At 41.0% G+C, this 14,071-nt stretch carries 10 protein-coding genes; 7 read left to right on the top strand and 3 right to left on the bottom strand.

Annotated elements, in window-relative coordinates; all coding sequences use genetic code 11:
- The first annotated feature begins 29 nt into the window (after positions 1–29).
- Positions 30–1,919, top strand: a complete 1,890-nt coding sequence (locus tag N8N51_RS00360; RefSeq protein WP_261050545.1) for a DUF2207 domain-containing protein — start codon at positions 30–32, stop codon at positions 1,917–1,919.
- 60 nt (positions 1,920–1,979) lie between these two features.
- Positions 1,980–2,825: an undecaprenyl-diphosphate phosphatase gene (locus N8N51_RS00355; protein WP_261050547.1), complete on the top strand. Its 846-nt coding sequence runs from the start codon at positions 1,980–1,982 to the stop codon at positions 2,823–2,825.
- A 34-nt stretch (positions 2,826–2,859) separates the two neighbouring features.
- On the opposite strand, the gene dinB is transcribed toward N8N51_RS00355, so the two are convergent.
- Positions 2,860–3,921 (bottom strand): DNA polymerase IV, encoded by a 1,062-nt coding sequence (gene dinB, locus N8N51_RS00350; RefSeq protein WP_153210694.1) that lies wholly within the window; start codon positions 3,919–3,921, stop codon positions 2,860–2,862.
- A 237-nt stretch (positions 3,922–4,158) separates the two neighbouring features.
- Between dinB and pflB the strand changes: the two genes are divergently transcribed.
- A complete protein-coding gene (pflB, locus tag N8N51_RS00345; protein WP_049532477.1) occupies positions 4,159–6,474 on the top strand; it encodes a formate C-acetyltransferase in 2,316 nt (771 codons plus the stop codon).
- 369 nt (positions 6,475–6,843) lie between these two features.
- Here pflB and N8N51_RS00340 read toward each other — a convergent pair whose 3' ends face one another.
- Positions 6,844–8,283, bottom strand: coding sequence for a TrkH family potassium uptake protein (locus tag N8N51_RS00340; protein WP_261029457.1), 1,440 nt, complete (start codon positions 8,281–8,283; stop codon positions 6,844–6,846).
- 3 nt (positions 8,284–8,286) lie between these two features.
- Complete coding sequence (trkA, locus tag N8N51_RS00335) at positions 8,287–9,636, bottom strand: Trk system potassium transporter TrkA (RefSeq protein WP_261103334.1); 1,350 nt, start codon at positions 9,634–9,636, stop codon at positions 8,287–8,289.
- 187 nt (positions 9,637–9,823) lie between these two features.
- Here trkA and N8N51_RS00330 point away from each other — a divergent pair, with 187 nt between their 5' ends.
- From N8N51_RS00330 to N8N51_RS00315, 4 genes are all read left to right on the top strand, one after another.
- A complete protein-coding gene (locus tag N8N51_RS00330) occupies positions 9,824–10,672 on the top strand; it encodes an SAM hydrolase/SAM-dependent halogenase family protein (RefSeq protein WP_049501846.1) in 849 nt (282 codons plus the stop codon).
- Between the two features lie 15 nt (positions 10,673–10,687).
- A complete protein-coding gene (locus N8N51_RS00325) occupies positions 10,688–11,233 on the top strand; it encodes an ECF-type riboflavin transporter substrate-binding protein (RefSeq protein WP_033684338.1) in 546 nt (181 codons plus the stop codon).
- Positions 11,234–11,401: 168 nt separating this feature from the next.
- On the top strand, positions 11,402–13,084 hold the full coding sequence (locus tag N8N51_RS00320; protein WP_261103333.1) for an ABC transporter ATP-binding protein: 1,683 nt from the start codon (positions 11,402–11,404) through the stop codon (positions 13,082–13,084).
- The gene (locus N8N51_RS00315; RefSeq protein ID WP_100104741.1) at positions 13,069–13,899 is read left to right on the top strand and encodes an energy-coupling factor transporter transmembrane component T family protein; all 831 of its coding nucleotides are present in this window, start codon (positions 13,069–13,071) and stop codon (positions 13,897–13,899) included. The genes N8N51_RS00320 and N8N51_RS00315 overlap by 16 nt, the downstream gene beginning before the upstream one ends.
- The last annotated feature ends 172 nt before the right edge of the window (positions 13,900–14,071 follow it).

The following is a 14,071-nucleotide window of genomic DNA, read 5'->3' as shown; positions in this document are numbered from 1 at the left end:
ATAGCAAAGATAAAAGGGGGGCTTAGTTGATGAAAAAAACTTTTTTCTTACTAGTGTTAGGCTTGTTTTGTCTTCTGCCATTCTCTGTTTTTGCCATTGATTTCAAGATAAACTCTTATCAAGGTGATTTGTATATTCATGCAGACAATAGGGCAGAATTTAGACAGAAGATAGTTTACCAGTTTGAGGAGGACTTTAAGGGTCAAATCGTGGGACTTGGACGTGCAGGCAAGATGCCTAGCGGATTTGACATTGACCCTCATCCAAAGGTTCAGGCTTCGAAAAATGGTGCTGAACTAGCAGATGTTACTAGCGAAGTGATAGAAGGAGCAGATGGTTATACTGTTAAAGTTTATAATCCAGGCCAGGAAGGCGACACAGTTGAAGTTGACCTTATCTGGAACTTAAAGAATTTGCTTTTCCTTTATGATGATATCGCTGAATTAAATTGGCAACCTCTGACAGATAGTTCAGGGGCTATTGGGAAGTTTGAATTTCATGTAAGGGGAGACAAGGGGGCTGAAAAACTCTTTTTCCATACAGGGAAACTTTTTAGAGAGGGAACGGTTGAAAAGAGTAACCTTGATTATACTATCCGTTTAGACAATCTTCCGGCTAAACGTGGAGTTGAGTTACATGCCTATTGGCCTCGGACCGATTTTGCTAGCGCTAGGGATCAGGGATTGAAAGGGAATCGTTTAGAAGAGTTTAATAAGATAGAAGACTCGATTTTTAAAGAAAAAGAGCAAAGTAAACAACTCGTTACTTGGGTCTTCCCTTCCATACTTTCTATCTCCTTGTTATTGAGTATTTGCTTTTATTTTATTTATAGAAGAAAGACCACTCCTTCGGTCAAATATGCCAAAAATCATCGTATCTATGAACCACCAATGGAATTAGAGCCTATGGTTTTATCAGAGGCAGTCTACTCGACCTCCTTGGAGGAAGTGAGTCCCTTGGTCAAGGGAGCTGGAAAATTCACCTTTGATCAACTTATTCAAGCTACCTTGCTAGATGTGATAGACCGTGGGAATGTCTCTATCATTTCAGAAGGAGATGCAGTTGGTTTGAGGCTAGTAAAAGAAGATGGTTTGTCAAGCTTTGAGAAAGACTGTCTAAATCTGGCTTTTTCAGGCAAAAAAGAAGAAACTCTTTCCAATTTGTTTGCGGATTACAAGGTATCTGATAGTCTTTATCGTAGAGCAAAAGTCTCTGATGAAAAACGGATTCAAGCAAGAGGGCTTCAACTCAAATCTTCTTTTGAAGAAGTATTGAAAGAGATGCAAGAAGGAGTGAGAAATCGGGTTACCTTCTGGGGGCTTCCGGATTATTATCGTCCCTTGACTGGTGGAGAAAAGGCCTTGCAAGTGGGGATGGGACTCTCTACTATCCTACCCCTATTTATCGGATTTGGTTTGTTCTTGTACAGTTTGGATGTTTATGGCTATCTTTTCCTCCCCTTGCCTATACTTGGTTTTCTAGGTTTGGTTTTGGCTGTTTTCTATTATTGGAAGCTTCGGCTAGATAATCGTGATGGTGTCCTAGATGAAGCAGGGGCAGAAGTATACTATCTCTGGACCAGTTTTGAAAATATGTTGCGTGAGATTGCACGATTGGATCAGGCTGAATTGGAAAGTATTGTGGTTTGGAATCGCCTCTTGGTTTATGCGACCTTATTTGGCTATGCGGACAAGGTCAGTCATTTGATGAAGGTTCATCACATCCAGGTAGAAAATCCAGATATCAATCTCTATGTAGCTTATGGCTGGCATAGTATGTTTTATCATTCAAGCGCGCAAATGAGCCATTATGCTAGTGTCGCAAATACAGCAAGTACCTACTCCGTATCTTCTGGAAGTGGAAGTTCTGGCGGTGGCTTCTCTGGAGGCGGAGGTGGCGGCAGTATCGGTGCCTTTTAAAGAGAGCTATCACTGGCTGAAAAAATATGCTATAATGGAAGATAGAAAAAGGAGTAATCTATGTATCTTATTGAAATTTTAAAATCTATCTTCTTCGGTATTGTTGAAGGGATTACGGAATGGTTGCCGATTTCCAGTACAGGTCACTTGATTTTAGCAGAGGAGTTTATCCAATACCAAAATCAGAATGAATCTTTTATGTCCATGTTTAATGTTGTGATTCAGCTTGGTGCTATTTTAGCAGTCATGGTCATTTACTTTAACAAGCTCAATCCTTTCAAACCGACTAAGGACAAGCAGGAAGTTCGTAAGACTTGGAGACTGTGGTTGAAGGTCTTGGTTGCCACTTTACCTTTGCTTGCAGTATTTAAGTTTGATGATTGGTTTGATACCCACTTCCATAATATGGTTTCTGTTGCTCTCATGTTGATTATCTATGGGATTGCCTTTATCTATTTGGAAAAGCGCAATAAAGCGCGTGCTATCGAGCCAAGTGTAACAGAGTTGGACAAGCTTCCTTATACGACAGCTTTCTATATCGGACTCTTCCAAGTTCTTGCCCTTTTACCAGGCACAAGCCGTTCTGGGGCAACAATTGTCGGTGGTTTGTTAAATGGAACCAGTCGTTCTGTTGTGACAGAATTTACCTTCTATCTTGGAATTCCTGTTATGTTTGGAGCCAGTGCCTTAAAGATTTTCAAATTTATAAAAGTAGGACAGTTCTTGAGTTTTGGGCAATTGTTCTTGCTCTTGGTTGCGATGGGAGTCGCTTTTGCAGTCAGCATGGTCGCTATTCGCTTTTTGACCAGCTATGTGAAAAAACACGACTTTACCCTTTTCGGTAAATACCGCATCGTGCTTGGTAGTGTTTTGCTACTTTACAGTTTTGTCCGTTTATTTGTATAAGAAAAACCTTGAAGGGTTCAGACTCTTCAAGGTTTTAAAATCCAGTCATGGTAATCCCCAGCAGGCGGACACCTCTTTCTTTCTCGCTTAATTCTTCATAGAGTTGCAGGGCTATTTGACTTATCTGACTAGCATCCTGTGTTTTTTGAGAAAGACTTTTTCGTTTAGTAAGAGTTGAAAAGTTCTCGTAGCGGATTTTCAAAATGACAATTTTTCCAGCTTTTTCTTGTTGATTGAGATTGAGAGCGACTCTTTCTGATAGAAGAGCTAGCTCTTTTTTGATGTCTTCCTCAGCACGGAGAATCTTTCCATAGGTTTTCTCCTTGCCAATTGATTTACGGATACGATTGGATTTGACTGGGGAATTGTGGATACCTCGAGCCTTTCGATACAGGTCATAGCCCAGTCTGCCAAAACGGTCTATTAGGGTCACTTCAGGAACTTCAAGCAAATCAGCGCCAGTAAAAACGCCCATTTGATGAAGACGTTCTACTGTCTTTTTTCCTACTCCATGAAACTTGGCCACGTCCATTTGTTTGAGAAAATCCTCAGCTTGGTCAGGTAGAATCACTGTCAGACCATGAGGTTTTTGATAATCGCTAGCCATTTTAGCCAAGAATTTGTTATAAGAAACGCCAGCAGAAGCAGTTAGATGGAGTTCTTGCCAGATATCCTCTTGAATGAGGCGAGCAATTTTGACCGCTGACTTGATACCGAGTTTATTTTCTGTCACATCCAAATAGGCTTCGTCAATACTCATAGGTTCAATCAAATCTGTATAGCGCTTAAAAATAGCTCGAATCTGGAGCCCCACAGATTTGTATTTCTCATAATTCCCTGAGATGAAGATTGCCTGGGGACAACGCTCATAGGCTTCCTTAGAGCTCATGGCTGAATGGACACCAAAAGCTCGCGCTTCATAGCTACAAGTTGAAACGACACCACGCCCACCTGTTTGCCGAGGGTCACTGCCGATAATGACAGGTTTTCCTCTGAGTTTAGGATTATCTCTGATTTCCACCGCAGCAAAAAAGGCATCCATGTCAATATGGATGATTTTTCTTGACAAATCATTTAATAAGGGAAAAATCAACATGCCTAGCACCTTTTTACTGCTTATTTTCTTTCATTATACCCTTTTTTCTGAAAAAAAGGAAAAAGGACTTCGTTTTTTCAAAAATATAATACAGTTTAGAACAAAATATAGACTGTTTTAGAAAAGAAAGTGTAAAAATAGGGATTTTCCACTTGCTGAAATCGGTTACTGTGTGGTATACTTGTCTCATGAATGTAACAGATGGTTGTTACTAGAAAGAAAAAAGAGGACATTAACATGGTTGTTAAGACAGTTGTTGAAGCACAAGATATTTTTGATAAAGCTTGGGAAGGCTTCAAAGGCGTAGATTGGAAAGAAAAAGCAAGTGTATCACGCTTCGTACAAGCTAACTACACACCTTACGATGGAGACGAAAGCTTCCTTGCAGGACCAACAGAACGTTCACTTCACATCAAAAAAATTGTAGAAGAAACTAAAGCACACTACGAAGAAACTCGTTTCCCAATGGACACTCGTCCAACATCTATCGCTGATATCCCAGCAGGATTTATCGATAAAGAAAACGAAGTTATCTTCGGTATCCAAAACGATGAACTCTTCAAATTGAACTTCATGCCAAAAGGTGGTATCCGTATGGCTGAAACTACTTTGAAAGAAAATGGATACGAACCAGATCCAGCTGTTCACGAAATCTTTACTAAATATGTAACAACAGTTAACGACGGTATCTTCCGTGCTTACACTTCAAACATCCGTCGCGCTCGTCACGCTCACACTGTAACTGGTCTTCCAGATGCATACTCACGCGGACGTATCATCGGTGTTTACGCACGTCTTGCTCTTTACGGTGCAGACTACTTGATGCAAGAAAAAGTAAACGACTGGAATGCAATTGAAGAAATCGATGAAGAAACAATCCGTCTTCGTGAAGAAATCAATCTTCAATACCAAGCATTGCAACAAGTTGTTCGCTTGGGTGACCTTTACGGAGTTGACGTTCGCAAACCAGCGATGAACGTTAAAGAAGCAATCCAATGGGTTAACATCGCCTTCATGTCTGTCTGCCGTGTTATCAACGGTGCGGCTACATCTCTCGGACGTGTACCAATCGTTTTGGACATCTTTGCAGAACGTGACCTTGCTCGTGGTACATTTACTGAATCAGAAATCCAAGAATTTGTTGATGATTTCGTTATGAAACTTCGTACAGTTAAGTTTGCTCGTACAAAAGCTTATGACCAATTGTACTCAGGTGACCCAACCTTCATCACAACTTCTATGGCTGGTATGGGTAACGACGGTCGTCACCGTGTTACTAAAATGGACTACCGTTTCTTGAACACTCTTGACAACATCGGTAACTCTCCAGAACCAAACTTGACAGTTCTTTGGACTGACAAATTGCCATACAACTTCCGTCGCTACTGTATGCACATGAGCCACAAACACTCTTCTATCCAATACGAAGGTGTAACAACAATGGCTAAAGATGGATATGGTGAAATGAGCTGTATCTCATGCTGTGTGTCTCCACTTGACCCAGAAAATGAAGAACAACGCCACAACATCCAGTACTTCGGTGCGCGTGTAAACGTATTGAAAGCCCTTCTTACTGGTTTGAACGGTGGTTACGACGATGTTCACAAAGACTACAAAGTATTTGACATTGAACCAATCCGTGATGAAGTTCTTGAATTCGAATCAGTTAAAGCTAACTTTGAAAAATCTCTTGACTGGTTGACTGACACTTACGTAGATGCTTTGAACATCATTCACTACATGACTGATAAATACAACTACGAAGCTGTTCAAATGGCCTTCTTGCCAACTAAACAACGTGCGAACATGGGATTCGGTATCTGTGGATTTGCTAACACTGTTGATACATTGTCAGCTATCAAATACGCTACAGTTAAACCAATCCGTGACGAAAATGGCTACATCTACGATTACGAAACAATCGGTGAATACCCACGTTGGGGTGAAGATGACCCACGTTCAAACGAATTGGCAGAATGGTTGATCGAAGCTTACACAACTCGTCTACGTAGCCACAAACTTTACAAAGACGCTGAAGCTACAGTATCACTTTTGACAATCACATCTAACGTTGCTTACTCTAAACAAACTGGTAACTCACCAGTTCACAAAGGTGTATACCTCAACGAAGATGGTTCTGTGAACTTGTCTAAACTTGAATTCTTCTCACCAGGTGCTAACCCATCTAACAAAGCTAAAGGTGGATGGTTGCAAAACTTGAACTCACTTTCTAGCCTTGACTTTAGTTATGCAGCCGATGGTATCTCATTGACTACACAAGTTTCACCTCGTGCTCTTGGTAAGACTCGTGATGAACAAGTTGATAACTTGGTAACAATCCTTGATGGTTACTTCGAAAACGGTGGACAACACGTTAACTTGAACGTTATGGACTTGAACGATGTTTACGAAAAAATCATGTCAGGCGAAGACGTTATCGTACGTATCTCTGGATACTGTGTAAACACTAAATACCTCACTCCAGAACAAAAAACTGAATTGACACAACGTGTATTCCACGAAGTTCTTTCAATGGATGACGCATTGAGCTAATCAAGTGTTTAAGTAATGAAATAAGGAACCCTCGGTCAGTCGACTGAGGGTTGTTTTTGGGCTTTTACATTCCTTGAGTCAGGTACTGAAATGTCTGACCGAGATTCAAAGATACTTGTTGAGTTTCTGACCGAGATTCAAAGATACTTGTTGAGTTGCGGGAGGTATTTGATATTCAATGAAAATCAAAGAGCAAACTAGGAAGCTAGCCGCAGGTTGCTCAAAGCACCGCTTTGAGGTTGTAGATAAGACTGACAAAGTCAGTCACACATATACGGCAAGACGAAGCTGACGTGGTTTGAATTTTATTTTCGAAGAGTATGAAAATAAAAACACCACACTTTGTTAGATACAAGGTGTGGTTGTATTTTATCTCTTAGACCAAGTTCTCTTCATAAAGAGAAGTAGGATTGGGTATATCTCTAAGCGTCCTGCAATCATTGCAAAGGATAGAAGAATTTTTGAGATAGGACTAAAGATTGAGAAGCTAGAAGTGGTTCCTAGAATAGGTCCGATATTATTGAAACAGCTAAAGACAGCGCTAGTCACAACCAGAAAATCATTGCTATCTAAGCTGACAATAAAGATAAGCGCTAGCAAAATCATAGAATAGATGACAAAGTATTTGAGAATTTTATGCTGGGTATCTTTGTCAATCACCGTTTTATTAACATGGAGGGTCAAAACACGGTGGGGCGATAGGATTGACAAAATTTGGTTTTTAGCAATTTTTGAAAGGATGAGGCCTCGAATAACCTTGAGTCCACCTGCTGTTGAACCAGCAGAACCACCGATTCCCATGAGGAAGAGGAGGATAAACTGGGAGAAGAGGGGCCAGTTGGTAATGTCTCCGTAACCAAAACCAGTCGTTGTAATAATATTGGAAACCTGGAAGAAGGCCATTTCAAAGCTCTTGGAAAATCCTGGGTAGAGATAGAGGGTATTAAGGCTAATCAAGCCTGTAGAAACCAGCACGATGACCAAGTAAGCACGAAGTTCTTCGTCACCAAAGAAGGCTTTGACACGACGGAGCATGAGGTAGTAGTAGAGATTGAAATTTACCCCAAAAACCAAAACTCCGATACTAACTAGATAGGTAATCAGTGAGCTACCATAGTGGGCAATCCCGTCGTTATAGACTGTAAAACCTCCTGTACCTGCTGTTCCCATGGCAATGACAAAACTATCAAATAGGGGCATACCAGCTAGATAATAGATGATGACAAAGAGGGAAAAGAGAGCTAGATAAAGGAGATAGAGAATTTGGGCAGTGTTTTTTAGTTTGGATACTACTTTGCCAAAAACAGGGCCAGGAACCTCAGCCTTCATCACTTCTAGGTGGCTATTCTTGGCATTGTCCATAATAGCAAGTGCAAAAACAAGCACCCCCATCCCTCCAATTAAGTGGGTAAAACTTCGCCAGAAGAGGAGGGAACGACTGAGAACAGAAACGTCGTTCAGAATAGTTGCTCCAGTAGTTGTAAAGCCAGAACTGATTTCAAAAAAGGCATCGATAACGCTGGGAATTTGTCTAGCAAAGACAAAGGGGAGACCACCAAAGAAGGACCAAAGGATCCAACAGAGGGCAACAATCAAGACTCCCTCCTTGGCATAAATCCGTTGATTTTTTGGCTTTTGTAAAATTCCTGAACCGCCTAGTAATACGAGAATCCCAATCGTTGTAAAGAGGGCTGTAAAGACTTGGCTCGATTCACGGTAATAGATAGCAACAGCTACAGGAACCAAAAGAAGAACAGCTTCAATCAAAAGTAATTTTGAAAGGAGGTAACGAATCATACTTTTATTCATTTCTTACCTCGCAATCAAGTCATAAATCTTGGTGATGTTTGGCAACAAAGTTGTTACTAGGAGCTTGTCTCCAACTTCCAGCATATCCTCTCCTGTTGGGAAAATAGTCTTGCCTTTTCGAATGATAGCTGCAATAAGAATCCCTTTTTTCAGTTTTAGTTGAGAAAGAGGTTTGGCAGTCATTTTATTAGCTTCCTTGATATGGAATTGCAGGGTTTCGATTTGGCCATTGGCTAGATGGTGCATGGCTTGAAGGTCTGAATACTGGGCATTAACACGACCACGAATAAAGTGCATAATCGTATCTACAGCGATGCTTTTAGGTGTGATGATACTTGAAAAATCAGGCGCATTGATAATCTCAAGGAGACTGGTGCGATTGACCTTGGTGATATTTTTCTGTACACCTACCCTGTCAAGGAACATAGAGGTAATCAGATTTTCCTCATCGACTCCTGTTAGAGTCGCAACGGCATCATAGTTTTGAGCACTTTCTTCCAGCAGGATATCTTTTGCGGTACCATCTCCTTGAACGATGTAGAGATTTGGGAATTTCTCGCTAAAGAAGCTGGCGATTTCAGGATTGATTTCAATAACCTTGGTATCGATACGACTGTCTTTGAGGATACCTAATAGATAATAGGCAATTCTACCAGCTCCAACAATAAGAAGACTCTTCACGGCACGAGACTTGAAATAATTATGGAAGAGCATCATGTCAACACGGTTACCAGTGACAAAGATTCTATCTTTATCCTGTACAGTCATGTCACCGCTTGGAATGATAATTTGATGTTCCCTTTCTATCGCACAGACAATGACATTGCCAAATTTTTTCCGAAAATCAGAAATGGGCATTTGGCAAAGACCACTGGAGGATTTAACAGTGAATTCCATCAAGCTGACCCGTCCACCAAAGAAACGTTCGACAGAGAGGGCGTTGGGAAAGTCAATGATATTCGCGATAGCGCGGGCAGCCAAGAGCTCAGGGTTAACGATAAGAGAAAAACCGAGAATATTCTTTTCCTTGAAATAAGAATTAGAATATTCAGGGTTCCGCACCCGAACGATGGTCTCTTTAGCTCCCATTTTTTTGGCTAGAACGGCTGCAATCATGTTCACTTCATCGTATTCAGTCAGGGCGATAAAGATATCACAATCCTGGACACTGGCTTGTTCAAGGATGGTAAAATCGGCCCCGTTACCAAGGATGCCCATGATATCAAAGCGATTGACAATATGATTGAGGACAGTTTCGTCTTGCTCAATCAGCAAAACATCATGCTTTTCTGCAACCAAGGAGCGACAGAGGGCAGAACCAACTTTTCCCCCTCCGACAAGGATAATTTTCATAATAAAACCTACTTCTTCATTATGTAACTATCATACCTTTTTTCAAGAAAAAATGCACCTACTAGCTAATAACAAGAGCTTTTAGTGAAATTTTGCTATAAGGTAAAACTATACCCTAACCAATTGAAATAGCTATTAGCGACTTTCTAGAAAATATGGTATGATAAAGGACATACGGGGAGACAAAATGAATAATAATTTACTGGTATTACAATCAGACTTTGGTCTGGTTGATGGTGCGGTATCGGCTATGATTGGAGTGGCTTTAGAAGAGTCTCCAACCTTAAAAATTCATCATTTGACGCACGATATCACGCCTTATAATATTTTTGAGGGGAGCTACCGCCTTTTTCAGACGGTGGATTACTGGCCTGAGGGAACGACTTTTGTATCGGTTGTCGATCCAGGTGTCGGTTCGAAACGTAAGAGTGTAGTTGCCAAGACTGCAAAAAATCAATACATTGTCACACCAGACAATGGGACTCTTTCTTTTATCAAGAAACACGTTGGCATTGTAGCTATTCGTGAGATTTCTGAAGTGGCCAATAGACGGCAAAATACAGAGCATTCTTATACATTCCATGGTCGTGATGTTTATGCCTATACTGGTGCTAAACTAGCCAGTGGTCACATTACTTTTGAGGAAGTGGGGCCAGAGCTCAGTGTGGATCAGATTGTAGAGCTTCCAGTCGTAGAGACCATCATAGAAGATCATCTGGTGAAGGGAGCAATTGATATTCTGGATGTGCGTTTTGGTTCGCTCTGGACCTCTATCACACGAGAAGAATTTTATAAGCTGGAACCAGAATTCGGTGACCGTTTTGAAGTGACCATCTATCATGCAGATATGTTGGTTTATCAAAATCAGGTTGTTTATGGCAAATCATTTGCAGATGTGAGAATTGGGCAACCCATCCTTTACATCAACTCTCTCTATCGTTTAGGTCTGGCTATAAACCAAGGTTCCTTTGCCAAGGCCTATAATGTGGGTGTCGGTTCATCTTGGACCATTGAAATAAAGAAAATAGAATTATAAAATAGGAGAATATAGATGAAAAATCAATCAATTAAACAAGTTGTTGCTATCGGTGTTGGAGCTGCGCTCTTTGTTGTCATCGGGATGATCAGCATTCCGACACCTGTTCCAAATACAAGCATCCAGCTTCAGTATGCGGTACAGAGCCTCTTATCTATCATTTTTGGCCCTCTAGTTGGTCTACTTGTTGGTTTAATCGGGCATGCGGTGAAGGACTCTCTTGCTGGTTACGGTCTTTGGTGGACTTGGATTATTGCTAGTGGTCTCTTTGGTCTAGCTGTCGGACTTTTTAGAAAATACATTCGAGTAACACAGGGTGTTTTTGAATTGAAGGATATTGTCTTCTTTAACCTCATTCAGATTATTGCAAATGCTCTTGTTTGGGGTGTCTTGGCACCACTTGGAGATGTTGTGATTTATCAAGAAGCAGCAGAAAAAGTATTTGCCCAAGGGATTGTTGCAGGTATTGCAAACGCGGTGACTATTGCTATCGCAGGAACTCTACTTTTGATAGCTTATTCACGTACGCAGACTCGTTCAGGAAGTTTGAAAAAGGATTAACATAAAGGAAAAGGCTGGGCAACCAGTCTTTTTCGATGTTTATAGACTAGTCAGGTAACCAGTCTAGGCTAGGAATCTTGTTGGTGCTAAGTTTTTAAGAGAAGAGTCTGCAAGAAGGGGTAGATTTATGATAAAATAGAAGTCTAAGAAGCGAATGAAGAGAGTAAGATGAAAGAAGCTATAATTGAGTGGAAGGATTTCTCTTTCCAGTATGAAACGCAACAAGAACTGACCTTGCAAGGGGTGGACTTGACTATTTATAAGGGAGAGAAAGTCTTAATTGTTGGGCCATCTGGGTCAGGTAAATCTACCTTGGGTCAGTGTTTGAATGGAATTATTCCCAATATTTACAAGGGTCAGATGTCTGGAGAATTTTTGATCAAGGGGCAAGTAGCCTTCGATATGAGCATCTACGATAAATCTCATCTGGTCAGTACAGTTTTGCAGGATACTGATGGGCAGTTTATCGGTTTGTCCGTGGCAGAGGACTTGGCTTTTGCTCTAGAAAATGATGTAACAAGTCTAGAAGAGATGAAAAGTCGTGTTCATAAATGGGCTGAAAAGCTGGACCTTCTCCCTTTACTAGCTCAGCGTCCCCAGGATTTGTCGGGCGGACAAAAGCAGCGAGTTAGTCTAGCTGGTGTCTTGATTGATGAAAGTCCGATTCTCTTGTTTGATGAGCCACTCGCCAATCTGGATCCCAAGTCAGGTCAGGATATTATCGAATTGATTGATCAGATTCATAAGGAGGAGGGGACGACGACTCTTATTATCGAGCACCGTTTGGAGGATGTTCTGCATCGCCCTGTGGATCGGATTGTCTTGATAAACGATGGTCGTATCTTCTTTAATGGGAGTCCTGACCAGTTACTGGCGACTGATTTATTGACCCAAAATGGGATTCGGGAACCCCTTTATCTCACTACTCTCCGTCAATTGGGTGTGGATTTAGCTAAGGAAGAACAATTAGTAAATTTGGACAACTTGTCTATCTCAAAAGGCCAGATTCAGTTGCGGACGGAACTGGTAAAAGAAACCCCAGAATTGCAGTCACTCTTTAGACTAGAGGATCTGTCTTTTTCTTATGATGATAGACCGATTTTGAAATCCATTTATCTGGATATTAAAAAGGGCGAAAAGATTGCCATTGTCGGAAAAAATGGAGCTGGGAAGTCAACCCTAGCCAAGGCTATAAGTAGCTTTATCCAGACGGAAGGTCGCTATCTTTGGGAAGAGCAGGATATAAAAGGGGATTCGGTAGCAGAACGGGCGGAACGAGTAGGCTATGTGCTGCAAAATCCCAATCAAATGATTTCAACCAATATGATTTTTGATGAGGTGGCTCTGGGACTTCGTTTGCGAGGTGTGGACGAGCAGGAAATTGAAACGAGAGTCTATGAAACTTTGAAAATCTGTGGTCTCTATGAATTCCGTAATTGGCCTATTTCTGCCCTGTCATTTGGTCAGAAAAAACGTGTGACTATTGCATCGATTTTGGTTTTAGGAGCTGAAATTATCCTCCTAGATGAACCGACAGCAGGTCAAGACCAGAAGAATTATACTGAGATTATGGAATTTCTCGAAGAGTTGCATCAAAAAGGTCATACCATTGTCATGATTACGCATGATATGCAATTGATGCTGGATTATTCAGACCGAGCTCTTGTCATGGTGGATGGGGAATTGATTGCCGATACTGATCCAGCTAGTCTTTTGAGTAATCCTGAGTTGTTAGTAAAAGCCAACCTAAAAGAAACTTCAATCTTTAACTTGGCCAAGAAACTAGACGTGGATCCACTTGCTTTAACGGCATTTTACAAAGAAAGGAGAGAAGGATGCAAGCTAAATTAATTGGTTACCAGCATAGAGATACTGTAATTCATCGCTTGTCAGGAGCTGGTAAACTCCTCTTTTTCATCCTTGTATCATTGGCGGCCATGATTAGCTATGATACCAGGCTGCTTGTTCTGATTGCCATCTTTTCGGTCTTTCTCCTCTATTTGTCAGAAATCCGTTTTAAAGATGTTTCCTTTGTAGCCGTTTTTGCGACGGTATTTGCCGTTTTAAACGTTTTGATGGTCTATCTCTTTTCTCCCGAGTATGGGGTTGGACTTTACGGAGAGAGAAGTGTGATTTGGCAGGGAATCGGTGCCTACACTCTGACCAGTCAAGAGCTCTTTTATCTGCTAAATCTGGCTATTAAGTACCTTTGCACTATTCCTCTGGCTATTATCTTTTTGATGACAACCCACCCTAGTCAGTTTGCTTCCAGTTTAAATCAAATTGGTGTGCCTTACAAGATTGCCTATTCAGTCAGCCTGACCTTGCGCTATATTCCAGATTTGCAGGAAGAATTCTTTACCATCAAGATGTCTCAGGAAGCGCGTGGGATGGAATTATCCAAGAAAGCTTCTCTTATGCAACGAATCAAAGGCAATCTGCGCATTATTACTCCCTTGATTTTTAGTTCGCTAGAACGTATTGATACTATAGCTACAGCTATGGAGCTTCGGCGCTTTGGAAAAGAGAAAAAGCGCACTTGGTATAGTTATCAGGCCTTGAAAAAAGGAGATTATCTTACCTTGCTCTTGGCTGCCTTGTTTTTAGTAACTAGTTTACTACTTATCTTGCAGAATCAGGGACGATTTTACAACCCTTGGAAATAGCTTGAAAAAATTGAAAAAATCAAGTCGTTTCTATTGACAATGATTCTGAAAGTGTTATACTAAGAAAGTAGTTTCGCTGATTTACTTCAAACCTGTTGTGAGGTAAGTTAACGATGCCTTAACCACGCTGTTTGCTGAGCTTGACTCCGGGCAGTGTGGCTATTTTTTTGCA

The organism is Streptococcus mitis (assembly GCF_946188685.1).
GTDB lineage: Bacteria > Bacillota > Bacilli > Lactobacillales > Streptococcaceae > Streptococcus > Streptococcus mitis_CC.
The sequence above is the reverse complement of the archived record's forward strand: the minus strand, read 5'-3'. Positions and strand labels throughout refer to the sequence as shown.